General features: G+C 45.8%; 25 protein-coding genes. 11 read left to right on the top strand and 14 right to left on the bottom strand.

What is annotated here, in order from left to right; all coding sequences use genetic code 11:
- Positions 1-174: 174 nt before the first annotated feature.
- Positions 175-621, bottom strand: a complete 447-nt coding sequence (locus GO755_RS26775) for a PepSY-like domain-containing protein (RefSeq protein WP_157588386.1) — start codon at positions 619-621, stop codon at positions 175-177.
- 360 nt (positions 622-981) lie between these two features.
- Between GO755_RS26775 and GO755_RS26770 the strand changes: the two genes are divergently transcribed.
- The 3 genes from GO755_RS26770 to GO755_RS26760 are packed head-to-tail and all read left to right on the top strand — an operon-like array spanning position 982 to position 4018.
- Positions 982-2109: a sensor histidine kinase gene (locus tag GO755_RS26770; protein WP_227687096.1), complete on the top strand. Its 1128-nt coding sequence runs from the start codon at positions 982-984 to the stop codon at positions 2107-2109.
- Positions 2106-2885, top strand: coding sequence for a LytR/AlgR family response regulator transcription factor (locus GO755_RS26765; RefSeq protein WP_157588385.1), 780 nt, complete (start codon positions 2106-2108; stop codon positions 2883-2885). Before GO755_RS26770 ends, GO755_RS26765 begins: the two co-directional genes overlap by 4 nt.
- A gap of 35 nt (positions 2886-2920) precedes the next feature.
- Positions 2921-4018 carry a DUF3500 domain-containing protein gene (locus GO755_RS26760; protein WP_157588384.1) on the top strand — a complete coding sequence of 366 codons (1098 nt, stop codon included), beginning with the start codon at positions 2921-2923 and terminating at the stop codon, positions 4016-4018.
- Positions 4019-4072: 54 nt separating this feature from the next.
- On the opposite strand, the gene GO755_RS26755 is transcribed toward GO755_RS26760, so the two are convergent.
- The 3 genes from GO755_RS26755 to GO755_RS26745 are packed head-to-tail and all read right to left on the bottom strand — an operon-like array spanning position 4073 to position 6803.
- Positions 4073-4834, bottom strand: coding sequence for a cupin domain-containing protein (locus tag GO755_RS26755; protein WP_157588383.1), 762 nt, complete (start codon positions 4832-4834; stop codon positions 4073-4075).
- Entirely contained in the window at positions 4831-5526 is a 696-nt protein-coding gene (locus tag GO755_RS26750; RefSeq protein ID WP_157588382.1) for a response regulator transcription factor, read from the bottom strand. The genes GO755_RS26755 and GO755_RS26750 overlap by 4 nt, the downstream gene beginning before the upstream one ends.
- Before the next feature lie 8 nt (positions 5527-5534).
- Positions 5535-6803 (bottom strand): sensor histidine kinase, encoded by a 1269-nt coding sequence (locus GO755_RS26745; protein WP_157588381.1) that lies wholly within the window; start codon positions 6801-6803, stop codon positions 5535-5537.
- Between the two features lie 130 nt (positions 6804-6933).
- Here GO755_RS26745 and GO755_RS26740 point away from each other — a divergent pair, with 130 nt between their 5' ends.
- The 4 genes from GO755_RS26740 (at position 6934) to GO755_RS26725 (ending at position 12561) form a co-directional block, all read left to right on the top strand.
- Positions 6934-7434 carry a DoxX family protein gene (locus GO755_RS26740; RefSeq protein ID WP_157588380.1) on the top strand — a complete coding sequence of 167 codons (501 nt, stop codon included), beginning with the start codon at positions 6934-6936 and terminating at the stop codon, positions 7432-7434.
- 242 nt (positions 7435-7676) lie between these two features.
- Entirely contained in the window at positions 7677-9320 is a 1644-nt protein-coding gene (locus GO755_RS26735) for a T9SS type A sorting domain-containing protein (protein WP_157588379.1), read from the top strand.
- A 77-nt stretch (positions 9321-9397) separates the two neighbouring features.
- Positions 9398-11452: a thioredoxin domain-containing protein gene (locus GO755_RS26730; RefSeq protein WP_157588378.1), complete on the top strand. Its 2055-nt coding sequence runs from the start codon at positions 9398-9400 to the stop codon at positions 11450-11452.
- 218 nt (positions 11453-11670) lie between these two features.
- Positions 11671-12561 carry a hypothetical protein gene (locus tag GO755_RS26725; protein ID WP_157588377.1) on the top strand — a complete coding sequence of 297 codons (891 nt, stop codon included), beginning with the start codon at positions 11671-11673 and terminating at the stop codon, positions 12559-12561.
- A gap of 114 nt (positions 12562-12675) precedes the next feature.
- On the opposite strand, the gene GO755_RS26720 is transcribed toward GO755_RS26725, so the two are convergent.
- Positions 12676-13110 carry a secondary thiamine-phosphate synthase enzyme YjbQ gene (locus tag GO755_RS26720; protein WP_157588376.1) on the bottom strand — a complete coding sequence of 145 codons (435 nt, stop codon included), beginning with the start codon at positions 13108-13110 and terminating at the stop codon, positions 12676-12678.
- Between the two features lie 114 nt (positions 13111-13224).
- Here GO755_RS26720 and GO755_RS26715 point away from each other — a divergent pair, with 114 nt between their 5' ends.
- Positions 13225-14055 carry a toxin-antitoxin system YwqK family antitoxin gene (locus tag GO755_RS26715; protein ID WP_227687095.1) on the top strand — a complete coding sequence of 277 codons (831 nt, stop codon included), beginning with the start codon at positions 13225-13227 and terminating at the stop codon, positions 14053-14055.
- Positions 14056-14112: 57 nt separating this feature from the next.
- Here the strand turns inward: GO755_RS26715 and GO755_RS26710 are convergent, their stop codons facing one another.
- The 6 genes from GO755_RS26710 to ruvC form a co-directional block, all read right to left on the bottom strand.
- Entirely contained in the window at positions 14113-14838 is a 726-nt protein-coding gene (locus GO755_RS26710; protein ID WP_157588374.1) for a pirin family protein, read from the bottom strand.
- Between the two features lie 5 nt (positions 14839-14843).
- The gene (locus GO755_RS26705; protein WP_157588373.1) at positions 14844-15371 is read right to left on the bottom strand and encodes a hypothetical protein; all 528 of its coding nucleotides are present in this window, start codon (positions 15369-15371) and stop codon (positions 14844-14846) included.
- Positions 15372-15476: 105 nt separating this feature from the next.
- Complete coding sequence (locus tag GO755_RS26700; protein WP_157588372.1) at positions 15477-16229, bottom strand: dioxygenase family protein; 753 nt, start codon at positions 16227-16229, stop codon at positions 15477-15479.
- A 116-nt stretch (positions 16230-16345) separates the two neighbouring features.
- The gene (locus tag GO755_RS26695) at positions 16346-17089 is read right to left on the bottom strand and encodes a LytR/AlgR family response regulator transcription factor (protein ID WP_157588371.1); all 744 of its coding nucleotides are present in this window, start codon (positions 17087-17089) and stop codon (positions 16346-16348) included.
- Positions 17086-18198 (bottom strand): sensor histidine kinase, encoded by a 1113-nt coding sequence (locus GO755_RS26690; RefSeq protein WP_157588370.1) that lies wholly within the window; start codon positions 18196-18198, stop codon positions 17086-17088. The genes GO755_RS26695 and GO755_RS26690 overlap by 4 nt, the downstream gene beginning before the upstream one ends.
- Positions 18199-18293: 95 nt before the next feature.
- Positions 18294-18884, bottom strand: a complete 591-nt coding sequence (gene ruvC, locus GO755_RS26685) for a crossover junction endodeoxyribonuclease RuvC (RefSeq protein WP_157588369.1) — start codon at positions 18882-18884, stop codon at positions 18294-18296.
- A gap of 47 nt (positions 18885-18931) precedes the next feature.
- Here ruvC and GO755_RS26680 point away from each other — a divergent pair, with 47 nt between their 5' ends.
- From GO755_RS26680 to GO755_RS26670, 3 genes are all read left to right on the top strand, one after another.
- Positions 18932-19897 (top strand): lysylphosphatidylglycerol synthase domain-containing protein, encoded by a 966-nt coding sequence (locus GO755_RS26680; RefSeq protein ID WP_157588522.1) that lies wholly within the window; start codon positions 18932-18934, stop codon positions 19895-19897.
- 45 nt (positions 19898-19942) lie between these two features.
- Positions 19943-21076: a glycosyltransferase gene (locus tag GO755_RS26675; protein WP_157588368.1), complete on the top strand. Its 1134-nt coding sequence runs from the start codon at positions 19943-19945 to the stop codon at positions 21074-21076.
- Between the two features lie 263 nt (positions 21077-21339).
- Positions 21340-22683, top strand: a complete 1344-nt coding sequence (locus GO755_RS26670; protein ID WP_157588367.1) for a tyrosine-type recombinase/integrase — start codon at positions 21340-21342, stop codon at positions 22681-22683.
- Positions 22684-23097: 414 nt separating this feature from the next.
- Here GO755_RS26670 and GO755_RS26665 read toward each other — a convergent pair whose 3' ends face one another.
- Genes GO755_RS26665 through GO755_RS26655 form a run of 3 tightly spaced genes read right to left on the bottom strand, consistent with a single transcriptional unit; the run spans position 23098 to position 24774 of the window.
- On the bottom strand, positions 23098-23385 hold the full coding sequence (locus GO755_RS26665) for an STAS-like domain-containing protein (RefSeq protein WP_157588366.1): 288 nt from the start codon (positions 23383-23385) through the stop codon (positions 23098-23100).
- A gap of 1 nt (position 23386) precedes the next feature.
- A complete protein-coding gene (locus GO755_RS26660; RefSeq protein ID WP_157588365.1) occupies positions 23387-24334 on the bottom strand; it encodes an ATP-binding protein in 948 nt (315 codons plus the stop codon).
- The gene (locus tag GO755_RS26655; RefSeq protein WP_157588364.1) at positions 24331-24774 is read right to left on the bottom strand and encodes a hypothetical protein; all 444 of its coding nucleotides are present in this window, start codon (positions 24772-24774) and stop codon (positions 24331-24333) included. Before GO755_RS26655 ends, GO755_RS26660 begins: the two co-directional genes overlap by 4 nt.
- Between the last annotated feature and the right edge of the window lie 18 nt (positions 24775-24792).

Below are 24792 nucleotides of genomic sequence, written 5' to 3'. Positions count from 1 at the left end.
GAAAACGAATTGACTACTGTCAAGCGACCCGAAATTTTTACGAATTGTATCTCATAGACAGTGTATAAGTCACTCCTTAACAAATCCGCCCAACCAGATCTGGTTGGGCGGATTTGTTAAGGAGTGAGGAGATTGACACGTTTAATTCTTCTTGCCTTCTTTTTCGTCTTTCTCTTATACATCTTTCTCCTTCTTAAGGATTTTCCCTTCTGGAGAAATCTCTAAAACATAACCCACTTCGCCTTTTTCTACTTTCACTTCGAAATACATGGGCTTATTTGGCTTTTCGACCTTTTCACTCTCCCCCGTCTTATAGCCAGCAAAATCCTTGGCGATCGCTTTAGCTACTGGGCCTGGCAAGTCTGCCTTTTTAATTTCCGTTTCCGTGACTACCCAACTTCCTGAAGCATCGAAATTGGCGGCTTGGGTCAATGATCCGTTTTTGAATTCGGCTTCAAATTCAGTCGCGCTTTCCTTCGACCATTTGACGGACTTAGCATTGGGAAACATCTTCGTGAAGGAACTTTTTACCACCGCTGGTACGGCTGATTCCTTTAGGGTTTGGGCGTACAGTCCTCCGGCCAGAAGAGCGGCTACACCGGCTAACATGATCTTTTTCATAGTGTTGTTTTTTGATCAAATCAATAGGGAGATTCTAAAGAAATACTAAAGTTTTCCAGGCAAAGGGGAGGACCGGCGCTATTTGTACCGACTAAAAGGATAAGCTAAACAAATCTCTCAGCATTACTTCATGTTTCGTATTTGCCGGGGAAAAGACCACCTTCGACCCTACAAAACAGACATTCACACCCATTCTTTTTTCTGAGCGACCTTACTAAGACAACTTTGTTTCACCAGATCGACGATTCGGTGAAACATCATAAATAAGTAAACAAGCCATGAAAAAAGTAATTGGTTTAATGCTGGGACTAGTAGCTGGTACCGATGAATGGAATATCCTGGGTGATGCCTAACTTTCCTATGATGACAAAAAAGCCTGACCCCGCTTCGCTCTCCTGGACTCAAACGGCCGGACTAGCCGCCGGTTTACTGCTGATTTACATGCCAATCCGGGTGTACTTAAATGTATTTCCGCTGAAAGGGTCGGACCTGACCAGTAGGCTTCCGTTTTTAGCCATCGAAATGACGATGACATTTTTCTTCTTCTGGGGATGGATAAGTCTGGTCGATAAACTACTTGGCCAATTTGCCCGGCAATTGACTGGACAGCGCCCAGGTGAAGTTAAATTAATCGCCCAACTAATCGCGTTGCTGGTGGCGGCTTTATTCGCATTGACCTTCAATAATCTATTCGGGCATGCCCACCGGCGAATGGATCAGGGAATTGAGCACGAATTTCCCCGATTAAAACATGCGCCCAACTTCGCACATGGCCGGCATCCGAATGAGGGTGGAGGGCAACGCAAACGGTTGAATGATGGGTTGGTCGTGATGTCGCTGCTGTCTGCTTATTACCTTACCGCTAATCGCCGATCAAGCCGACAAATGCAGGCTCTGCTGGTGAAGGCCGAACGGCTGGAAAAAGAAGCTGCCCAGGCCCAGTTTGCTGCCTTACGCAATCAGGTTAATCCCCATTTTTTGTTTAATAGTTTAAGCATTCTGTCGTCACTGGTGGAGTATGATGCCAAACTATCGATCGAGTTCATCAATCAGTTATCGAAAGCCTATCGCTACATTCTGGAGCAGCGGGACAATGAACGCGTACCGCTACGAACAGAACTGGATTTCATTCAAGCGTATACCTTTTTGCTGATGATTCGCTTTGATGAACGACTTCAGGTACGTATCGATGTAGCAGAAGCCGACCGGGATCGTTATCAAATTGCTCCGTTGACACTTCAGTTACTGGTTGAAAATGCCGTCAAGCATAACCAGATGTCGGATGAGGAACCTCTGGTTGTTACCATCAGTCGGGAGGACGACTATCTGCGGGTGGCCAATCGGTATCAGCCTCGCCCTCACCCCGATGACTCGACCGGAGTAGGGCTACAGAATATCGTGAGTCGGTATCAGTTGCTGTCTGCCAAGCCGGTCTGGGTGGGTGAACAGGATGGTGAATTTGTTGTGAAAATACCGTTGCTATCATGAATGTTGTTCTTGTTGAAGACGAAAAACTAACGGCCCGGCGACTGGAAGGATTGCTGAAGGCCTATGATCCAGCCATAACAGTATTAACCGTGTTAACTTCAGTGGCCAAAGGAGTTGCCTGGTTTGCTGACAGGGCTCAGCAGGGCTTGCCCCAGCCCGATCTGCTGTTTCTGGATATTCATCTGGAAGATGATTCGGGCTTTCGACTTATTGAACGGGCGGGCTTGACGTTGCCAGTCATTTTTACGACCGCCTATGATCAATATACCCTTCAGGCCTTCAAAACCAATAGTATTGATTACCTGCTAAAACCCATTGACGCCAATGAACTGGGCGCTGCCCTGGATAAGTTTAAACGCCTGAGAGCGTCGGCGACCGCTGTTACCCAACCTGATCTAACCGCTCTTCTCAAAACGCTGCAAACGTCACCGTCGCCCTATAAAAATCGGTTCATGGTGACAATAGGTACCAAAATTCGCAGTATCCACACATCGGAGATTGCCTACTTTTACTACGAAGAAAAGTCCACCTGGCTCACTACCCACGATGGGCAGCATATTAGCCTGGAATACAGTTTAGATAAATTAATTGCGATGCTTGACCCTGGTCAGTTTTTTCGGGTCAATCGGGCTTTTCTGGTTTCGATGGAGGCCATTCGCACGATTCACACCTATTCGGGTAGTAAACTCAAACTTGATTTGCAGCCATTACCCCGTCAGGAGGTGTTTGTTAGTAATGATCGACTAGCTGATTTCAAGGAATGGCTAGGTAAATAAAGAATAAATCTCATTTTCCAGATAAGCTTAAACGCATGAAATCGCTCTCGCTTCTATACAGCACAGGATTGGTTGCCCTTTCCTTAACGGTAACCCTGCAAAGTCAATATCACGCTTTTTCAACGAATCCTATTCCCGGCATACCACTAGCCAGGATAGAGGATGATTGTTCATCTGCCAAAGGACTGGCCCGAATAGTTTGTCTGGCGGAGGCCTTCAAAGCGACGCTTTCTGCCGATCAGGTAGCCACGGTGCAACGAACCTATTCGAAAACCGACGCGGCTAAGTGGTCGAACTTTCCTGAATTTTCTGAACGTCCCCGGCGGGTGGGTATCCAGCTGGGATCGCTCAATGAAGTCCAGCTCAAAGCGGCTAAAACCCTGCTGGCAGCTGCAATGGCTCAGAACGTACCCAATGAGGGATTCGATGAACTGGAAGGTAATCTGGCCGCCGACGAATACCTGGGTAAGCTCATTAATAAAACCAGCACCTTCAACGCGGGCAATTATTATCTGGCGTTTCTGGGTACGCCTAGCGCGACCGGTCTATGGGAATTGCAGTTTGGAGGGCACCATTTCGCTGTCGCGAACACGTACAAGGATGGTAAAGCAATTGGCCTAACTCCTTCTTTTCGTGGTGTTGAACCCATCGCACCTGTCACGATTAATGGGCGTACTCATCAGTCGATGGAACAGGAGCGGCAGGCCTTTGCTGACATGCTGGGTAGCTTGACTAATGCTGAGCAGACTACCGCCAAGTTGTCGGCTACGTTTCGCGATATATTGCTGGGGCCTGGCGCAGATGGTCAATTCCCCACCACCAAACAGGGTATCAAAGTGGGTACTTTGAGCGCTACGCAGAAAAAACTCGTACTGAACGCCATCAAACTCTACGTTAACGATCTGGACCCGGCTACAGTCGCCACGGTGCTGACGAATTACACGACCGATCTCGACAATACGTACGTCGCATTTTCGGGAAGTGGCACCATGAGCCAACCCGGTGATTACGTACGAATCGACGGCCCGCGTGTCTGGATTGAGTATTCGGGACAACCCAGTCGCGATATTCCAGGGACGGTGCATCCGCACTCAGTCTGGCGCGATCACACGAGTGATTACGGGGGAAACTAGCCGCAATTCTTAAGCACTTGCCGTGCCCCGATTTAGCCAGACCATTTCTGAGGACTAAAATTGAAACGATAAGTAGGTACTGCCTTCTTGATTGCTATTTTGTATAGCGTGATACACGTCCGATTCCACAAAGACAACATCACCTGCCTTCGCCACTTTCAACGTCCCATCAAGATTAACCTGAACCGGATTTCCCAGAATGAGTAGGAGTTCAGCTGCCCGGTGGGAGTGAGGTGCATCGCTCCGTGAGCCAGGGTCGAGTTTAGTGACTTGCATAACAATCCGGCTACTCATTATGGTCGCTGGCGCCAACAACCGCCGGCTCTCCCTATGATTATCAGAAACAGAAGGCACCTCCCGCCAGTCGACCCAGAACGAATTACCCATTAGTCGATACAAATCCAGATCCGGCACTTCGTTGGAGGTGTATCGAATGAAGTAATAGGTTAGGGGCTGGGCAGCCTTATTTTCTATTTGGTACTCATCACCAGGCATGATCATAACGGCGCTACCGGGCCTCAGGGTTTTGCGTTTCTCCCCAAGTGTCAGCGTTAATTCACCCGCTTTGATAATCAGTACAGCCTCTTCATCGAGCTGTTGAGTGAGCCGGTCAGGTTGATTGGCCAATACCGTTATGACCTGGACAATTAAGTGGGAAAAATCTCGGGTACTTCCCTCTAGTAAGGTTCGTTCCTCGTAACCCGACTGGTTGAAAATGGGTGACTGAGCCGCAGAGTAGACGTTTGATTTAATGGGTTGAGAGAAAACTGGAAAGGAAGTTAAAACGACTGCCCAGCACAAAAGGAAGATTCTCATGGATAAGCTATTCTTATGGCTAATTTAAACCCTACCCCATACACATTCACAATTTCCACGGATGGATCATCCAGCATATACTTTCGCAAACGGGATAAATAGACATCCAGACTTCGGCCCATAAAATAATCTGTATCACCCCAGATCAACTGTAGAATGGTTTCGCGTTCAACAGTCTGGTTAAGATGGGTGTACAGCAGTTTTAAAATCTGGGCTTCTTTGTGCGTTATTTGAATGCTACCTGAGGCAGAGTTCAGTTGATGATTGGGGTAATCGAACCAATAGGCACCTATCTGAACGACGGTCTCTACGGGTTGCATTTTTTTTGGCCTGTTTAAAAATACTTCGATGCGTAGATATAGTTCTTCAACACTAAACGGCTTGACGATGTAATCATCGGCCCCTAACCGTAAGCCCGTGATTTTATCCTCATCTAGTGCCCTGGCCGAAATAAAAATGACCGGTATCTCTGCATTCGAGCCGCGTATCGCTTTTAGTAGTTCGAAGCCGTTCTTTTTGGGGAGCATAATATCCAATACGCAAATGTCAAAGGGCGACTCTGTAAAGCCCCGCCAGGCCTGCTCTCCATCCTCAAACAAGGTGGTCTTATAGCCTTTAAACGTTAAATAATCTTTAATGACATACCCTAAATTAGGATAATCTTCTACTAACATAACCTTCGCAGGCCCCATAGCTTAACTTATTTAGGGATACGGATAGAAAAGGTAGTGCCCTCACCCAGCTTACTTTCTACAAAAATGCTACCGTTGTGCGCCTTTACAATTTGTTGAACATAATGTAATCCAATACCGAAACCCGTACGCGCATCAGGGCCCTGGGTGGGAATACGATAAAACTTTTTAAAAATACGTTTCGCATTTTTCTTAGAAATACCAACTCCCTTGTCCGTAATGGCAATGATAACCCAGGATTCGTCCGGCTGAACGGTCATGACTACATCAATGATTTCTGTGGAGTATTTTATTGCATTGTCCAATACGTTATAGATGGCGTTCGAAAAATGGATCGGATCGACGGAAAGGTAAATGGGTTCGGTAGGGACCCTAAGCGTCAACGCAGCCGGATCAGTCTTCGTATTGAGTTGTACCTTCTGCATAATCGCCAACAGACAGTCCTGAAGATGTACCGATTGTCGAATAAGATGCAGGTGTTGCTGATCGGTTCTGGCTACCTGTAAAATCGTTTCTACCTGATTGGCAAGTCGTTTGGATTCCTGATGGATAATACTGGCATAGTGATCGATTCGCTCCGGCGATACCACCATTCCCTTTGTTTTTAACGCTTCGGCTGAGATCGAAATCGTAGCGATTGGGGTTTGGAATTCATGCGTCATCGAATTGATAAAATCCGTTTGAATCTCAGCAAGCTGACGCTGCCGGAGAATAATAAAAATAGCATATCCAAAAACGATAACCGCCAGACCTACTAAAAGGCTAAAGAGAATCCAGACATTCAGTTCGCGGAGAATAATGTGGTTTTTAAACGGGAAATACACGCAAAAATAGTAGTCATTAGACGCGTATGTTGGCAGTCCTTTAACCGGTAACGCTTTTCGAGCGGGTTTATCCCGAGCCACATACTCACCAAAAACAAGCTTTTGGTTGACCTTGTCAAAAATTGCGAATTGAAAGTCGTCCGTAATCTGAACACGATATAACTCCTGTTCCAATTGTTGTTTCAGGAAGGCTTCATCGACTTGTCTATCAATATTAACCACAAAATACGGGGGCGAAAGCTGACGAATACCGGTTGAATCACCTGCGTTTTGGGGCAAGGCCGTATTCATGACCAATCGTCTTACCCGAATCAGCGCCGTTTTGATGGTTTGGTCGGTCAGTCGTTCTTCAAAATCAGCTGCCTTTTTTAAAAACAGCACCTGGGTGAGCAGAATACCGATAACCAGGCCGGTTGCTAAAACCATTAACCCGCGTAAGGATGTACGTTTCATCACCGAAAGTACACAGGGTCTTAAAATCGACGGCTTTTTTTAACAATGTTTTAAACATGTTTAGCAAGTCTTTAACAACGACTTTAGGGGTTGTGCCTCACTTTTGCTGAAGATTTTAAACGTCAGAACAATGAATAATCTAATTGCCTGGGTACTTGACCGATCAGCCAAAGGCGTCTCGGCTACCCTTTTACTTCGCCTGATGAGTGGCTCTATTTTCCTGTGGGAAGGTATTCTGAAGTTTGTGTATACGAACCAGGGCGTAGGCCGATTTACAAAATTAGGCTTTCCGTATCCAGCCGAAACGGCGCACTTCATTGCGGTGCTGGAGATTGTGGGCGGTATTTTACTGATTCTTGGTTACCGAAGCCGGCTTGTCAGCCTGATTTTTGTCGGAGAGATGATTGTCGCTATTCTGACGACAAAAATTGCTCTTTATCTCGGTACGTCTCCGCTACCCTTACCACCTTCACCGCCCCAGGCCGGGATCTGGGCTTTTCTCCATGAGGTTCGAACCGATTTTTCGCTATTGATTACCTGCCTGTTTATAGCGCTGAACGGTGCAGGCCCGTTTTCAGTAGATGCCAGATCGCCGAAAGAGGAATCCTATAAAATCGAGGTTCCGGTTTAAGAAACTAGGACTTTCGCTCGGAGCGAAAAGCGTCTGTCTGTTTGTTTAACCCGAACGGGCAGGCTCTTTTTGCATATTGCAACATGGATTTTGCCCTGGTTAACAGTCGGCTGTATAACGGCAACAATGAAGTAGTTGAGATGTGGCAAACAAAGTAATTCCGACTGGACAAACCGGCTTTGTAAACGAAAGGTTATATTTCGCCCTGTTTCGGTTCCTTGACTGTGGCGAAAGTTTAAGCAATGCGAGTTTCATTTAGCATTTTGTTTGTCTGGTTTAGTGGATTTGGGCTGGGTTTTGGCTCATTGGCCAGCGCTCAACAGTGCGCTGATCGACTCAACTTCACACCCGTTAGCCAGCCCAATCAGATTGAGTGGAGTAAGTTTCCCGATTTTACACTCCCGTTTCCGGTCATCTATGGCGGTCCTCGCTTTACCGATACCCAGGCTAGTCCGTTGCGGCATGGGTTTAGCCATTTGGTCGATGTTAACGATAGCGAATACGGCTCGCTCGTTCAGGCGAAACAACGCGCATTGGTGTATTACGGATTTGCAACGGGACTGAGTCAGCCATGGGAAACCATCGAAAGTCCCTGGGCGAATGACCTGACCGCGTATCAGGCCAAATGGGATCGTTTTTTGTCGGAGCTGGCGGGCGGACAGAAAAATGCGGCTGGCCTTTATAGTCTCCCGGTAAATAGACTGGCACTGGATATTGAACGATTCCAGGAAACCGATACCCGGATTTTGAAAATCAAAACCGATACCCGCGTTCCCGAAACGTACCGGAATCTAGCCGACGCTGATTTTGTGGCTGCCTATAAAAAAGCCATGCGTAACCTTTACGCAGAAGGTCTTCGTTACGTTCGCCAGCATGCCGACCTGACGGGTGTTAGTGTAAGCAGCTATGCCGATACGCCCGTGCTGAACACCTATCTAAATGTACCAACCTTTACCTGGGCCGACTGGACAACAAACCTCAGCCGGACAAATTATATCGTTCAGGATTCGCTAGGGAAAGGGATTGGGGGGCCATACTATGATCAGTTGGATGCCCTGTCGCCCTCAGACTATTACTATTATGATTATCCGAATCCGCTGGCAAAGGATTACCTGGCCTATCTATTGTTTCAGGTCGAGGTAAACCGCGCCTGGAGCACGAAACCGGTGGTGCCCTGGGTCTGGCTCCGGTATCATGATAGTTCGAGTAGTTACCCAAACTTTATCCAGCCCTTTATGGCTGAAGCAACGGCTATTTTTCCTTTTTTTTCGGGAGCTGCTGGCTTATGGCTTTGGGAGAACCCTACGCTGACGCAAACGCGAACGGATACTTATGCCGCTTACGAGTACTTTACGCATGGGCTGTATCGATTGTCACAATTCGCCGATATGTTTCAGGGAACGTATGAATTAGTGATCGAAACACCCGCACGAGATCTTATGAATAAGCAGCTTCCTGTTTGGCGGGGAGTAGTGAACGGAAACAAAATCCTGATTGCTGCCCAGAATCCGTATGCGGCCGATGGTGCGAAAACCAGCGTACTAGTTCGGTATAAATCCTGGCAGCAGACCATCGAGCTTACTGGCACTGAAGTCTACCTGTGTCGGTTCGATATGGGTACAATTACGGCAACAGAACCCATTTTGGCGGAGGTTACGGTATTCCCGAATCCAACCGAAACCAGCCTGACGGTATCGTTTGGAAAACTTCCCACGATACCTACCGAACTTGTTTTGTTAAACACAAACGGGCAACCTATCGTTAGGAAAGCGGTTATCGGTAGTAAAGAGACCATTACTGTGGCGAATTTGCCCGCTGGATTGTATGTGCTCAGAATCCAGAACGAAACCGGAAGTCAGACGAAAAAAATAGTCATAAATCGGTAGTTCCCAGCAATGAACTCCCTTAACAAGTCCTGGCCGCTCCTGACTATTGCCTGACGACTATTGACTACTTATTGATCATGCCAAATCAACTCCAATACGAAACGAGTCCCTACCTGCTTCAACATGCCAATAACCCGGTTGACTGGTACCCCTGGGGCGAAGAAGCCCTGACCAAAGCCGTTGCCGAAGACAAACCAATTCTTGTCAGTATTGGGTATTCGGCCTGCCATTGGTGCCACGTAATGGAACGGGAATCTTTTGAGAAAGAGGATGTTGCCTGGTTGATGAATGAAAATTTTGTCTGCATTAAAGTTGACCGCGAAGAACGTCCGGATGTCGACTCTATTTATATGGACGCTGTGCAGGCAATGGGTGTGCAAGGTGGTTGGCCGCTCAACGTGTTCTTAATGCCTGATGCCAAGCCTTTTTACGGGCTTACCTATCTGCCGAAAAAGAACTGGGTGAACTTGCTGGACAGTGTTCGTTCGGCTTTCGACGAACACCGGCAGGACTTAGTGCAGTCGGCGGAGGGGTTTGCGCGTGAGTTGAACCTGACAGATGCTGAGCGGTATGGCCTTACTCAAAACGATCCATTATTTGCCCCCGAAACGGTAGAGGTATTGTATCGAAAAGTGGCGGTCAAAACGGATGATGAAAAAGGTGGCATGCGTCGGGCACCGAAGTTTCCGATGCCGAGCGTCTGGCGATTTTTATTGCGTTATTACGACGCTACCGGGAACGATGCCGAAACGTCGGACCGTACCCTACATCAGGTGAAACTGACACTTGACCGGATGGCGTTGGGCGGTATTTATGATCAGCTCGGAGGTGGTTTTGCCCGCTATTCGACAGATGGTGACTGGTTTGCTCCCCATTTCGAGAAGATGCTGTACGACAATGGCCAACTGCTAACCCTGTATGCTGAAGCCTATAGCTTGACAAAAAGTCCGCTTTACAAACACGTGGTTTATCAGACTATTGGTTTTGCCCAGCGTGAACTACTTAGTCCCGAAGGCGGATTTTATTCTGCACTTGACGCCGACAGTGAAGGCGTAGAGGGTAAATTTTACACCTTTACAACGCCAGAGTTGCGGGAAATACTGGGTGCCGATTACGACTGGTTCGCTGAATTGTACAGCCTGACCGATGCTGGTAACTGGGAACACGGACGTAATATTCTGCACCGCACCGAATCGGACGAAGCGTTTGCCGAACGCATGGGCTGGTCGCTGGCCGACCTGAATGTACGGCTGGATGCTACACATATCCGCCTGTTGCAGGTGCGTAACGAACGTATCCGACCAGGGTTGGATGATAAAATTCTGTGCTCGTGGAATGGGCTAATGTTGAAAGGGCTGGCTACAGCCTATCGCGTTTTTGGCGAGCCTGAGTTTTTGACACTTGCTCTTCGGCTGGCTTATTTTCTGTTGAAAAAAATGCGAGACGCCAGATCGGGCCGGTTATGGCATACATATAAACTGGGTCGTGCCCGGCAGGCTGGTTTTCTGGACGACTATGCGGCAGTTATCGATGGGTTTCTGGCGCTCTATCAGGCTACCTTCACCGAAAGCTGGCTTACCGAAGCCGATCAGCTAACGAAGTATGTATTGGCCAATTTTAGTGACGCTTCGGTTGATGAACTAACCGGCCCGGAACCGCTCTTTTTCTTTACCGATAAAAATGGTGAAGAGTTGATTGCTCGCCGTAAAGAACTGTTCGACAATGTTATCCCCTCGTCGAACTCGATGATGGCTGAAAATTTATACCTGTTGAGCCTACTGCTTGACCGGCCTGACTATGCTGAACGTGCCGATCAGATGCTAGGCCGAATGCAACCGCTGGTGCAGCAAAACGCCGATTACCTGACCAATTGGGCGGCTCAGTTTGCCCTGCGTTCACGACCCACTGCCGAAATCGCTATTGTTGGTCCCGACGCTGATCAGTTCAGAGCTGAACTAGATGCTGAATTTTACCCAAATAAAGTTCTGAGTGGTACAACAGACAAAAGTGAATTACCCCTATTGGAACAGCGTGGATTGGTGAATGGACAGACGGCCATATATGTATGCTATAATCGGGCTTGTCAGTTACCTGTCACGAGTGTGCAGGAGGTCTGGCAGATCCTACATTAGTTTTTTGTAAAAAGTGACCGCTTTATAAATTCTGTAACCAGTTCAACGTTTAAACCGGAAAAGTATTAGGAAATAAATAGAATGCAAAATACCTTCATGGCGAATTCGCATAGTAGAAATCAACTAAGCTGCTGTTATTAATAATGCTGATTAACAGCCGTTTAGTTGATAGCTAGAAAAGGCGAATGTTTTAACATAATAGCTTATTACTATATCCCATGAAGACCAAAAATTTACTTAAATCCATTAGTTGTCTGCTGCTTATTGTCGGGTTTGTCGGCTGCGCAGATCACCGAATTCCGGCTGTTACACCAGGGGCTAGCCGTTTGCGGGTTAAAACAATAACCCAGGACGGACCGAATGGTACATCGAAGGTTAGCGCGTTTAAATACGATGCGCAAGGGCGTCTTAGTTTGATTATTGGGTACCAGGCACCCGATAGTAGTACAACGCCAGTGGAGAACACGGTTTTTCAATATAATGCCCAAAATCGACTCATCCAGGCTCGGCGCGAAGTTGTCAGACGATCTGGGAGTTCGCCTAACCCGGTTGAACTTTATTCATATGGTTATAATGGGGCTGGCCAAGTGTCTGGATTTGGGCTCTCAACTAATTACTCAATTCCTAATCCGGGCTGGTCAGTGACCCCTCAATATGATCCTGCCAACCGGGTAGTAGGTGGTTCTATATCCTTTAGCATTCCTGGTGTCTCGGTCACTGGGAACAATTCATATACCTATACTGGCAATAACGTAACGACCGCTATTGTCTCATCAACGATTTTTCGCGGTACTTCCTTCACCACTACTGGAACTATTACCTATGCATTTGACACGAACGTAAACCCGTTCTATGGGCTCTTTGTCATTCCTAGGCCTGGTATGTTTGCCATACCAATCAGTGCAAGTTTAAATGACAACACGTATTTTGGGGGTGTGATTAATAGCCTGGTCACGTTAAGTCAAAATAATATAACCTCTGCTATATCAGGGGGAGTAGTTACGCTGTATTCGTATACCTACAACGCGGCCAATTTGCCAACCAAGCGCGTTACGGCGAGTGGTAACAGTGTGCTGGAAACCTTATATTTTGAGTATGAAAATTATTGATAAGTAGCCTAAAGACACGGTAATGATTCTCCAGATTCTCTTTTTGAGCAAAGAGAGTCTGGAGAATTGTTCATTATAAGGTAGCTGGCAAAAAATGAACTGAATTTTGTAAAATCATTCATTCATCAATTCTCCCCAGGCAGTGAGTATCAGCGTTCGACGGCCGCCATGATTGCGATGTTCGCCAAGATAAATACCCTGCCACGTTCCCAGATTCAATCGCCCGTTCGTAATAGGAATCGTGACCGAATGGCCCAGCATCGCGGCTTTCAGATGAGCGGGCATATCGTCGGAACCCTCGTAATCGTGTTGGTAATAGGGGGCGTTTTCCGGCACTGTCTTATTAAAAAATCGCTCAAAATCACCTCGTACAGTTGGGTCAGCATTCTCATTGATGGTCAGACTGGCCGATGTGTGCTGAATAAACACCTGCAATAATCCTGTGCGAATCTGTTGCAGGTCAGTAAATTCACGCTCAATAAGTCGGGTAATCAAATGAAAACCGCGAGAGTAGGCCGGTAAATGAAGGGTATGTTGATAGACAACCATAATAGATAGTTAGTAGCACAATACTGCAAGAATAACTATCTTAGTAACTAATCAGTTGTCATTGCTTAAGGCTTATATACCTGGAAAATGAGGATTACGCTCTACAGGAACTATTTGATAATCGCTTTATATTTCCTGCTTCCCTGGTTGCCCGGTCAATCTGTGTATGCGCAGGCAGATTCTGTTCATACGAAGCTGACGTATACAGTTCGCCATGAGTTTGCCGACTATGATGAAGAGATTCTTTATTATGGTAAGCATGATCAGTACTTTACCGTCCGTATTTACCGAAAAAATGGCGCGTTATTCCGTACGGATTCCTATACGTTATTGCCCAAAACGCTTGCCAATGGCTTTCAATTAGACAGTATCAGCCGAATAATTCATCATGGGCCTACTAAAATCATGTATCCTTCCGGGCAGATATACATAAACTGCGACTATAAAGAGGATGCGTTGCATGGCCCCTTTATGGCTTTTTATGAGGATGGTACCATTAAGCGGAAGGAATTTTACAAGAATGGGCGCCTGACCAAGAGCCAGTGTTATACACCGGAGGGAGTTGAACAAAAATGTGAGCCGTTTTACCAACCGGCTAAGTTTCTGGGTAGACCCCAGGACTTACAAGCGTATCTAAATCAAAAACTGGCGTCGGTACTGGATGGAGAGAAGGTACGGAGGATAAATGCGTCGTTGACCATCAATGAGATTGGTCAGGTTGTTCGCGTTAGTGTATCTGTTTACACCGCCCCATATGCAGAACAGCAGGTTCCTGTTGTAGGCAGCTACGTTCAGCAGATACTGCGTAATATGCCCGAGTGGATGCCTGAGAAATTTAACTGGAAGCCTGCTGTCAATGATGGAGTAACGATTGCATCGACCTGTGTTATGACGATATTTCGCACATATGGAGGTATCCAATACAACCTCTCTTTTCGAATGTAAGGCAACAGTGAATCGGCATCTAGCTGCTTTTCCAGGATAAATAATTGACTTGGTTTTTTAGGATTCGTTCAGGGGAATTTCCAGGAGCAGGAGAATTGCGTCGTTTGATAAAGCCTCAAAGTCTACCTCTCCATGTTGTATCGCCGACAACGCTAGCCCGTCCCGTTCGTGAAGAAGCCTGTTCTGAATTTCAAAGGCACCGCTAAGTATGAATACAAAGATCCCGTTTTCCGCTTTTCTTAGCTGATAAACGTCTTCTTCACGACCAGCATAGGTACCAATAAAGCCAGTACTCTGGCCATGATTTGTATTGGCTGTCGAGTTTATTGAGAAAAAAGGGAGGAGCTTATTTTTATCGGTAAGATTAAAACTTGTTTGCTGGCTTGCTGGAGTAAACGCACTCGATTGATCTGTTAGCCAGATCTGTATAAAATTGATCAGCTCTGTTTCGTATGGATTACTGATTTGGTAACTCATACCAGCTGATAACGAAAGAATCTGAGTCTGACCAGCTTCCAGAAAGCCAGTGCCTACGCTGCTTTGGTATTCAAGTCCACCAACAATCGGAAGTAGAATAACCGTTGTAGTTTCCTCCACATGCATGCTGATGCTATAGCCAGCTTTCAGTGTATCGTCGTTCAGGAGCTTCAAGGCTCCGAAAGGCTCTCTATGTTCCGATACATAACTGCCAAAATTGAAGTCGTGAAAACTCCGGAAGTAATCGATTTGTGAACAGCCCCGCTGGTCGGACAGGTACAGTTGAGCCTGGGTGTGATTATCCATAGGGATTAATTCGGCAAATCTGCCTGCTGGAATGACGAAATACTAAGATAGGGTTGTAGGGCAATCAGGTCTGTCTCTATCTCTTTGCCCGTTTGCAGGGCTTCTCGCTGGTCGCCGTAAGCAATCAGTAATCGGTCAATAAGCGTATCGATCCAGGTTAGCGGTTCGCTATAAAATAAGATAGCAATTTTATGAGCATCTTTAGTCTGAACATGCGACTGAATAATCTCAAATTTGAATTGCGTAAACGGGAGACACAGTTTCCCTGAACTATTTGCAATGTCAGGGATGATTTTGTTTAACTGCCGGATGTAGCCAATAGCAGCCCTACTGGTCAGGTTATGGAGCTTATCGGCGTTAGGGACATTATCCAGCAACTCCTGAAACGTACTGTATTTGTTCGCCTGGTTATAGTACTGGGCCTGCATGTAAAATTCCATGTAGGTATCCTCAAAAACGAATTTGTCCCACGGTTTTTGAGACGTAGCGTCAATGATCTTTCGATAACTCAGGCGAATGATCCCTTTTGTCATAACTAGTTATAAGCTTCAATCAATCAGATATTTTAAAGTTTTTAACCACAGAGAATACGGAGGAAAAGCAGGTAAAAACTCCGTGTTCTCTGTGGTTAAAAGATATTATGCGCTGACAACTATTGTATGCGAGAGTGTGTACCCGGCAGAAATGCTTCCCGAAACGGTCGCTAATTCAGTCGTGAAGCCATCCGAAAAGACGTTGTCCGATTCATTCTTTGTGTCCTGTACGCCTTTGGTATAGCCATAAGACTGAGCCGTTGTATAAACAATGGTTGTGATATCGTATGGGAAGGCGATCTGCGTTACCAACAACGATTTGCCTGCTGAATTGTAAATATGCACGTGAACGTGTGGCGCTCTGCCCGAATACCAGCCGGGGAAAATAGACGTGAACGAAACTAGCCCATTAGTATCCGTCGTTTGCCGACCCCGCAAGAAATCGACAGTCGTGAAATTAACGCTTTGCATACCGCTTCCACCATATTCCGAATAGTACCCATCTTTATCACAATGCCAGACATCGACCAACGCACCAGACAAAGCGGCACAGCTGTTGTTCGCATTTTTGATCGTGATATTCATGGTAAACGCAACTCCTGTTCGACCATCCGTGATGTCTTTTCGGACGAAGTTGGCAGGCACTTTAGTGGGAAAGGGGCCTTCGGTTTCGCTGGGTGTGACGCTACAATTGCTTGACGAACTGCCATTGGTTGAACCCGTCGATGTGCTGGTTCCAGTAGTGGTAGTTGAAACAGGATCAACCGTTGAGGATGAACATGCTCCAACAAGCGGTGCAACGGCAGCGATACCTAATAAACTGCCAAAACCTCGTTTCAAAAATTCTTTGCGTTCCATACTAAGTAATAAACAGGAAGTTGATTTATATAGGACAGTACGCAGCGAGGAAATTTAATGTTGCTTTACCGCTGAGGTTTGCGGTAAACAGTCCGTTTGTGTCGGTAAACGGAAGTTTATTGCCCGAATCGGTTCAGTAAGTCAGCTTCATAGCTGGCACCGATCGGAATTTCACGGCCATCTAATAAAATCGCCTTGTTTCGAATGGTTTCTATGCGATTCAAGGGTACGATATACGAACGATGCACCCGCGCAAAATCCGTACTAGGGAGTCGTTCCATCATGGCTTTCATGGTCATTCGGGCAACGATGGGTCGAGGTATGTCGGTTCGATTTTTACCCGTACTAGTCGGCTGAAAGTGTATTTTGAGGTAATCGTCTAACCCTTCAATGAATAAAATATCAGCCAGGGCAATCTTATGAAGGCTGTAGTCAGCCCGGACGTAAATATAGGCTTCGCTCGCTTTATCGGAGCGCTGCTGCCATCGGTAGAAATCGGTCGCTTTGTTAGCCGCCTGCAAAAAACGCTCGAAGGTAAATGGCTTTAATAAGTAATCGACAGCATTGAGCGTAAAGCCTTCGACGGCATATTCGGCATAAGCTGTCGTGAAAATAACCATCCGGTTGACAGACTGATTGGCTGATTCGGACCCCGTAGCCTTATAAAAATCAATACCCGACATCGACGGCATATTGATGTCCAAAAACAAAAGGTCGACAGGAAATTGCTCCAGGTAACGCAGAGCCTCATCGGTGCGGGTAAACGTTTTTTGCAGATCGATGAAGTCCACTTGCTGGCAGAAGTGGGTAAGTATCCGCAGGGCAGGGGGTTCGTCGTCTAAGGCAATAGCGCGAATCATGACAGAGTAATGGATAAGTCGACCGTAAAACTATCTGGTTTGTCGCTAATAACCAGTCGATGACGCTCAGGATACAGAAGTTGCAAACGAGCTTTTGTATTGGTTAGTCCAATGCCACTGGCTACGGCTGTAGGCTGGAACACGCGTACTTTCTTATTGGCCACGTAGCAGTGCAATTCAGCATCCTTAATGGCGATGACAATTTGAATCCCAGACGGCTCTTCAGGACTAACACCGTATTTGAATGCATTTTCAATGAAGGAGATCAGCAACAAAGGGACAATTTGTTTACCGTTGGCATTGCCTTCAACCGAAAAATCGATCTGTACCGTATCACCCAATCGCAGCTTTTGCAGGGAAATATACTGCCCCACATAATCGAGTTCATTCCGTAACGAAACCAGATTTTTTTCCGATTCCTGAATAACGTACCGTAAAAATGACGACAGTTTAACAATGGCATCAGCTGTCGGGGGCGATTCGATAATTGCCAGTGAGTAAATGCTGTTGAGCGTATTGAATAGAAAATGTGGGTTAATCTGTGCTTTCAGATAGGAGAGTTCTGTCTGAATTTTTTCCTGTTCAGTCTCTCGCCATCGGTTATTAACGCGTATAGCGAGGGCCATCAGAAATCCGACCAGCGTCAGGAAAAACGTTTGACTAAGTTCGGACGGTAAGCCTGATGGTTGAGATCCTGGTTCTGGAAAATGGTCTGATGGGAAAGGTGGACGTGGGCCGTTTGGAAATGGCGGTAGTGGTCGATGCCCCATGCGGTCGTCGATTGGAGGAGGCTGACGCCTTACTGGTGAACCAATCCCCTGCCGATTGATGGCAACAAGCGTACTTTCAATGAGTAGAAAACAGCCTACTGAAGCGAGTGCATAGAGAACATATTTTCTATGGAAAAACAACCTTGGAATCAGGACGTAGTAATTCGTGTAGAAAAAGACAATTGTCAGTAGATACGATATCAGGTTGCGTTGCTCATGCGGATTGTTGGGGAGTTCGGCCAGTTTTGCCAGTCCATTCGACGCAAAAATATAGGGCAGTGCCAGAAAGGTTAGGCAACCAAGCACGTGAATCGCGATGGTCGAAAGCCGATTATTCATGGAGGGAAATTACTCCTGAATCAGCTAAATCGGTTGATTGGTAAGCAGAATTGTGGCAGGCAGGCAGAATGTGCCGGTGAATAAGTCGATTTGGATTACATCACTCGCCCTGAATTCTCGCTCACAAATGCGCCCCAGGCACCTTTCTTTGTCTTTTTGCCCGGAGCAACCGGTAACGCATTTTCGTGAAAATGATGGCAAATGGCAATGGCCAGCGCGTCGGTAGCGTCGAAAAACTGAGGGTCTAGATTTTCTTTCAGCAAATGGCTAACCATCTGCGACACCTGATCTTTGGACGCATTTCCGTTGCCCGTTACGGACTGTTTTATACGCCGGGGGGCATACTCTACAATCGGAATATTCCGGGATAAAGCAGCGGCCATAACTACACCCTGCGCTCGCCCAAGCTTAAGCATAGCCTGTACGTTTTTGCCGAAAAATGGATCTTCGATGGCCATCTCATCCGGGTTATATTCGTCAATCAGGCGGAGGATGGTTTCGTAGAGTTTCTGAAGCTTCAGTTGGTAAGTGCTATATTTGGTCAACTGAACCACGCCGTATTGCATCATGCTCATGACGCCCGCTTTCACCGAAATGATGCCATAACCAGCAATTTGGGTTCCGGGATCGACACCGAGAATAATTTTCTCTTTGGTGAGGGTAGATGAAGTAGGTGTGATAATCATGAATTGGGCGTTAGGCTCTCATACAAAGTAACGTGTTCTCCTACGTATTGTCGCTGAAACCAGATAAAAAAATCACCTTTTGGGCTAAAATCGTCGTTTTTGCCGGACTTGTGGCCTATATCGTCCATGTAGTTCGGCAGCAACCGTTCGATTGGGAAACAGTACAAACTCAACTTCTCACCGTTGATCATCCCGAACGCTGGGCCATTGGATTAGTAGTGTTAACCCCAGTTAACTGGGGTTTTGAGGCCTTGAAATGGCAGATTCTACTTCAGCGTGTCGAAAAAACGTCATTTTGGGACGCTTACCGGGGGGTATTAACCGGCGTGTCGTTAGGATTTGCGTTGCCTGCGCAACTGGGCGATACGGCTGGCCGGGTATTATCAGTACGCAAAGGACGCGCCGAAGCAATCGGAGCATCCTTAGTGTCAGGAGGGATGCAGTTTTACGTCGCTCTGGTATTCGGGACAGTAGCCTGGGCGCAGTATCTGGTAATTGTTCCTGAGCGAAATACATCGACTGCACAGGTGTTGTTGATTGCCTTGTGCGTATTGTCGCTGGGAGGAGTCGTATTTGGGATGGTGCGTCGCAGGCTTGTTCTATGGCTTTCGACCTGGCCGACTCTGGCGCGATTTGCAACCTATTGGAACGTAGCGGGTCTTTACTCAGGTTTGGAAATTGGTCTGGCGCTTAGCGTTGCAGCTCTTCGCTATATTGTGTTTTCGGTTCAGTTTTACTTCGCTATGCGCGTAGTAGGCATATTCCTGCCGCCTGCTGTCTCAGCATCTGGTATTGGGTTGGTATTTCTGGTAAAAACGATTACCCCTGCATTCAATTTACTAAGCGATTTGGGTGTGCGGGAAGCGGCTTCATTATGGGTGTTTGCTCCGTTTGAACGGGTTCCGGCCCCCGTTTTGATTACGGCAACCCTGACACTCTGGTTGGCAAATGTCCTGACTCCCGTATTAGTTGGATTAATTTGGGTCTGGAAACTAAAGATTAGCCGTCATTGATAATCATTCCAGAACTGATTATCAATGACCACAAATGATAAGTAAATGACCGTTTTTTTGTTGGCAGTTAGCCTACTGTATGCACTCTTTACGCTCACGCTTTGGCTGACCTGGCTACGAATTCCATCGTTTCAGGCTGAAGGAATCGGCACGGATGCAGCAAATACACCGTTTATTACTGTCGTAATTCCAGTTCGAAACGAGGCAGAACATATAGAAAACCTGCTCAATGACCTGAATCGACAGTCCTACCCGCATTTCGAAGTAATTGTTGCCGACGATTCATCTACCGATACTACGCTCTCAATTATTCAGCAATACGCCCAACAACAGGCCTCCTTTATTCTGCGCCCTCTGCCCTTAACAAACGAACAAACTGCTTCTCCCAAAAAAAGAGCAATCACTCAAAGTATTGCGCTGGCAGCGGGCAGTCTGATTGTCGCAACCGATGGCGATTGTCGCGTTGGGCCTCACTGGTTGAGAGCAATAGCCTCTTTCTATAAAGAAACAGGAGCCAGACTGATTTCTGGTCCAGTGACTTTTACAACCGAAGAAACTATTTTTGACTCCTTACAAACAGTTGAATTTGCAAGCCTGATTGGGAGCGGAGCCTGCACAATGGCACTTGGTGTTCCAACTATGTGCAACGGTGCCAACCTTTGTTACGTAAAGGAAGTATTTGCGGAAGTGGGCGGTTTTGCGGGTGTCGACCATCTGGCATCGGGCGATGATGAGTTTCTGATGCACAAGATTTCGACCCGTTATCCTGATGGGATTCGGTTTTTAAAAAGTGCCGACGCCATTGTTCGAACGCAACCCCATCGATCAATGCGTGCGTTTTACAACCAGCGCAAACGGTGGGCAAGTAAGTGGAGGGCTTATAAGAGTTATTTGCCTTCGGTGCTGGCTGTTTTTGTTTTTCTGAGCAATGCCGCCCCGATAGTAGCTATTCTGGGTTGGTTGATGGGATTTTTAAACGGAAATACGACTCTTGTAGTTATAGGATTAAAAGCAGTATCAGAGTTTTTGTTTTTACGACAGATTCTTGTTTTTTTACAAAAAAAATCGTCGGTATGGATCATTCCACTGACGCAATTGATTTATCCTTTGTACGTTCTTTTTTTCGGGCTGGCTGCCCAGGGAAAAGGATATGTTTGGAAAGACCGCAAGTTAAGTTGAACAGGTTTGGGTTTCAGTTTACGGTTCGTTATGGATCGACTAACTGTAGACCGTAAACTATAAACCGTAAACTATTTTGTCATTTTTTCTTCATAACTGCAACAAACCTACGCCAACCCTCCACTTTCCCGCCTGATAGGGTCATACAGGTCATTTTAGCCCATTCTTGGAGTTAGGGCAATTACCCCAAAAAGTAAGCCTATCTCAAAAACGTTTCAGTAATATTACAGTAGTGTTATCTTTACTGAAATTTCCAGCCGCCCATGACCTATAATGTTGAACTCGCTGACAAGCCCGGCAAATCGGGCCTGTACCACATCATGATCCGTCTCCACAGAAAGGATCACAAGCCTGCCCGGATTCAGTTATCGACCGAGATTTACAAAAAATACTGGAACCCCGAAAAGAAGGATTTGCAGTGGATTCGCTCCACGCACCTAACGGCCAAAACGGAGAATAGTACAATTAAAAAAGCACTGGACAAGATTCGGGAAACAGTCGAGGGGTATCTGGAAAAAGAGCCCTACCTGAGTCCCAAAGACTGCAAGCTACGGTACGAAGCCTCAGGATCCTCCACCACTTATAAAGAGCTTGCCACCAAAGCTGTGCAACGGCATGACATTTCGCAGGTTACTGTATCGGACACGACCCACGTATTGTCGGGATTTCTTTCCATCGTGGGCGAATCGGTAACCATTGAGCAGATCACGCCGGTACTGCTACAAACCTACCGTCAAAAACTTCTGGAGAAGGGTCTTAAGAACTCGACTATCAATCAATACATTTCCTCGCTCCGGGTCATTTACGAGGAGGTACAGCAAGCCAGAGGGGTTAGTAAACGGGAGATGCTGACCACGTCGCCTTTTCTGGAAATCGAGAAGCTAAACGCCAAGAGTGCCAATAAAGGCAGGCTCCGCGAAAAAGGTCTCGACGCCCTGAAAGAAGGTCGTTATACGTTTTATAGGCCTTCGGTGGGCAATGGCAAGCTGATGTTCGTCTGGGAAGATTGGGCCCGCTGGTGCTGGTTGGCCAGCTACTTCCAGGCGGGCATGCGGGTGGGAGACTTACTCCGTTCACGGTACGAATGGTATGAATTAGACGATGCCGGTTACCCGATCCGGCTTCGCTACCAGATGCAGAAGAATGGCCGCAAGATTAGTCTGAAGCTATCGCCGGATGCCATCGCGCATCTGAAACTAGTCTGGAAACTGGGCCTGTCAGGCGGCACCTATCTCTTGCCATTTTTGGACCAAGCCGCCGACTACGCCCGGTACCGAACCTATGACCAGGTCAGGGCGATGCCCAGGGCCTTCGCCATTGCGTTGCAAAAGCGCATTGCGGCCAGAACGGGTCAGCTAAACCGGGCCATTCGGGAAGTGGTGGTGGAGCGGGGGGTGGAAGTGATTGGCGGCAAGCTGTCGAACCACTCCGCGCGCCATAGCGTGGGCGATGCAGCGGTTCGGGCCATGAAAGCCGGGAAGGGGGTGACGATCTTTGACTTTCAGGCGTTGTTTGGCCATTCCAGTGTCAAGACGAGCGAAATTTACCGGGGGGAATTGGAAGATGGGAGTTTGGATTCGGCGGTGGATGCGGTTTTTGGTCAGTGAACCATTGGCAACCCGGAAGCCGAAGGGGTATAAAATCAAAACCGCTCCAAATCCGAAGCGGCATGAATTAAATCCATTCTATGTAATATGAATTAGGATTAACGCCTAATCAGCACAATGCCTTTTACGAGTGAGGCAACGGCTCAAACAAAGTCAGGTCACACCCAGTAGGCATGACCTGACCGAAACCCGTGTATTTAGTTATTAGGGAGTATAACCAGCAAAAGGGGCATTCCTCTTCCGATGGTGAGGAAATGGTCAAGTGGTTGGGTACTCAATCCAACGAATAAGCTGCCTTAAACTGATAGCGTTGGCGTTCTTGACATGAGCAGGCGATGATGAGGAAAACGTTACTAGGGGACGATTAGGTTGTTTGGCGGGTAACCTATAGTAGAAAAATTTCACTCTTATTATTTACTGATCTTCCAGAGCTTTTTCTATTCCAAGACGGACAACAATTCTCATTTCATTGGTAGCGTTTGCAATTCTTACTCTTTCAAAAAAAACCTTTGAGCTTAATTTTAAATATAATTTTCCGAAAATTTGTTTTGAACAAAAAGTAGCCATAGAAATGATTTCATCGAAATCAATGGTTAGAAAATTAAATTCATCTAAAGCACTTATAATATCATCAAATATTTTCTGCCCAAGTTCGCTATCACTAATAACGAAGCCATAGTGTTTTAAATAAATTGTTTTCATGCTAAACGAAATTTATTGGTAGCGTACTATTGTCAGTAACAAGTTCTTTTTCAATGATTTGAGATGGTGTAATTGGATTAACCATGGGTAAAAGTAGGTATAATATTGTTCCCCGCCAAAATCCACATTTTTTTACCGATTTTTTCTTGTATTCATTACTATAATATACTCCTTCAGTAAAAATGAAGAATTTTCCACCAACTCGTGTCACAATTTCGTCAATTATCCATAACCCATATCCCATATGGTTACTTTTTGGTTTTGAGGTGATTCCCTTATTTAGAGCTTTAAGTAGAATAGCCTCATCAGTAACACTTGCTTTAAATTGATTAGATTTTCTCATTGTTGAAATAATGCCAAAGCCATTATCAACGCATGAAATCTCAATTTGGTCTTTTAATCCTTCTGCGACCAACATAGAACTTTGATCATTAGAGTGCTCCCAAAAGTTTCCAATAATCTCACTTATACACCCAAAGGCCATATCAACTCCTTTTGGATTATCATTATAGAAAGCATTTAGTTTTGGAGCAAAAACTCTCTGCAATATATTATTAACATGCTCATGTTCCATTCTTAATAAAGGCTGAGGTGCAATAATAATGTTATGTTCAGTTTTAAACTCCATAAAACTATATGAACGATCAGTGTGATTATCTTCAAAATAAGAACTCATTAACTGAGAGAACCCATATAGTTTCCACACACTTTCGAAAAAACGCATATTACCTAAAAAGCTGGCTTTAAAAAAACATTGATTTCTATATCCATAATCAATTATTTTATATAAAATCAATACGCCGTATATTGATATTTTATGCACCTCTCTACAATCAAATCTCATTCCAGGCTTAAACTTCCATTCGTTTCCAAAAAGAAATTTTGTTTGTTCCAGTACACTTAGCACTGCACTTTGATTATAAAAATTTTTAGGAAATTTTATTATCATTTAATGAATTCCTTTTTGAAATTTTCTAGAAATAGTTTTTCTTTAGCTATATCTTTGTTAGCCTGACTAATTAAAAGAGTAGAAAAATAATCACAACACTCTCTGGCAACCTTCATTTCTCCATTTTTAAGATAAAACCCATTTTCGCTTAAGAATTGAAATGTTGATTGTAGTTCGGCTTGTAATGTTGGGTTATCATTAAATATATTTCTTAGTGAATCCATTCTTTTGTATAAGTCATTCATTAAATCAAGTCTTTTTGTCTCCTGAAGATTTGTTTTATGGACTGTAATGTCAAGCTTTTTAATATTATATTGAGCTATTAAATTAATTATGCCGACTATAATATTCACAATAACAAAGGCTCCGACTGTCCAGAGAAGACTCGCTTGTTTATTGTAGCTATCAAGTAGTTCTTTTAGTAAGCCGCTATCGTTCATTTATGAAAAAATTTATTG

Origin of the sequence: Spirosoma arboris (assembly GCF_009754945.1) — a bacterium.
GTDB lineage: Bacteria > Bacteroidota > Bacteroidia > Cytophagales > Spirosomataceae > Spirosoma > Spirosoma arboris.
This window is presented reverse-complemented; position numbering and strand designations above follow the sequence as displayed.

Excerpts from the sequence above, each read along its gene's own strand:
- GO755_RS26775 (WP_157588386.1), bottom strand. The coding sequence starts at position 621 with ATGAAAAAGATCATGTTAGCCGGTGTAGCCGCTCTTCTGGCCGGAGGA.
- GO755_RS26770 (WP_227687096.1), top strand. The coding sequence starts at position 982 with ATGATGACAAAAAAGCCTGACCCCGCTTCGCTCTCCTGGACTCAAACG.
- GO755_RS26765 (WP_157588385.1), top strand. The coding sequence starts at position 2,106 with ATGAATGTTGTTCTTGTTGAAGACGAAAAACTAACGGCCCGGCGACTG.
- GO755_RS26760 (WP_157588384.1), top strand. The coding sequence starts at position 2,921 with ATGAAATCGCTCTCGCTTCTATACAGCACAGGATTGGTTGCCCTTTCC.
- GO755_RS26755 (WP_157588383.1), bottom strand. The coding sequence starts at position 4,834 with ATGAGAATCTTCCTTTTGTGCTGGGCAGTCGTTTTAACTTCCTTTCCA.
- GO755_RS26750 (WP_157588382.1), bottom strand. The coding sequence starts at position 5,526 with ATGGGGCCTGCGAAGGTTATGTTAGTAGAAGATTATCCTAATTTAGGG.
- GO755_RS26745 (WP_157588381.1), bottom strand. The coding sequence starts at position 6,803 with ATGAAACGTACATCCTTACGCGGGTTAATGGTTTTAGCAACCGGCCTG.
- GO755_RS26740 (WP_157588380.1), top strand. The coding sequence starts at position 6,934 with ATGAATAATCTAATTGCCTGGGTACTTGACCGATCAGCCAAAGGCGTC.
- GO755_RS26735 (WP_157588379.1), top strand. The coding sequence starts at position 7,677 with ATGCGAGTTTCATTTAGCATTTTGTTTGTCTGGTTTAGTGGATTTGGG.
- GO755_RS26730 (WP_157588378.1), top strand. The coding sequence starts at position 9,398 with ATGCCAAATCAACTCCAATACGAAACGAGTCCCTACCTGCTTCAACAT.
- GO755_RS26725 (WP_157588377.1), top strand. The coding sequence starts at position 11,671 with ATGAAGACCAAAAATTTACTTAAATCCATTAGTTGTCTGCTGCTTATT.
- GO755_RS26720 (WP_157588376.1), bottom strand. The coding sequence starts at position 13,110 with ATGGTTGTCTATCAACATACCCTTCATTTACCGGCCTACTCTCGCGGT.
- GO755_RS26710 (WP_157588374.1), bottom strand. The coding sequence starts at position 14,838 with ATGGATAATCACACCCAGGCTCAACTGTACCTGTCCGACCAGCGGGGC.
- GO755_RS26705 (WP_157588373.1), bottom strand. The coding sequence starts at position 15,371 with ATGACAAAAGGGATCATTCGCCTGAGTTATCGAAAGATCATTGACGCT.
- GO755_RS26700 (WP_157588372.1), bottom strand. The coding sequence starts at position 16,229 with ATGGAACGCAAAGAATTTTTGAAACGAGGTTTTGGCAGTTTATTAGGT.
- GO755_RS26695 (WP_157588371.1), bottom strand. The coding sequence starts at position 17,089 with ATGATTCGCGCTATTGCCTTAGACGACGAACCCCCTGCCCTGCGGATA.
- GO755_RS26690 (WP_157588370.1), bottom strand. The coding sequence starts at position 18,198 with ATGAATAATCGGCTTTCGACCATCGCGATTCACGTGCTTGGTTGCCTA.
- ruvC (WP_157588369.1), bottom strand. The coding sequence starts at position 18,884 with ATGATTATCACACCTACTTCATCTACCCTCACCAAAGAGAAAATTATT.
- GO755_RS26675 (WP_157588368.1), top strand. The coding sequence starts at position 19,943 with ATGACCGTTTTTTTGTTGGCAGTTAGCCTACTGTATGCACTCTTTACG.
- GO755_RS26670 (WP_157588367.1), top strand. The coding sequence starts at position 21,340 with ATGACCTATAATGTTGAACTCGCTGACAAGCCCGGCAAATCGGGCCTG.
- GO755_RS26665 (WP_157588366.1), bottom strand. The coding sequence starts at position 23,385 with ATGAAAACAATTTATTTAAAACACTATGGCTTCGTTATTAGTGATAGC.
- GO755_RS26660 (WP_157588365.1), bottom strand. The coding sequence starts at position 24,334 with ATGATAATAAAATTTCCTAAAAATTTTTATAATCAAAGTGCAGTGCTA.
- GO755_RS26655 (WP_157588364.1), bottom strand. The coding sequence starts at position 24,774 with ATGAACGATAGCGGCTTACTAAAAGAACTACTTGATAGCTACAATAAA.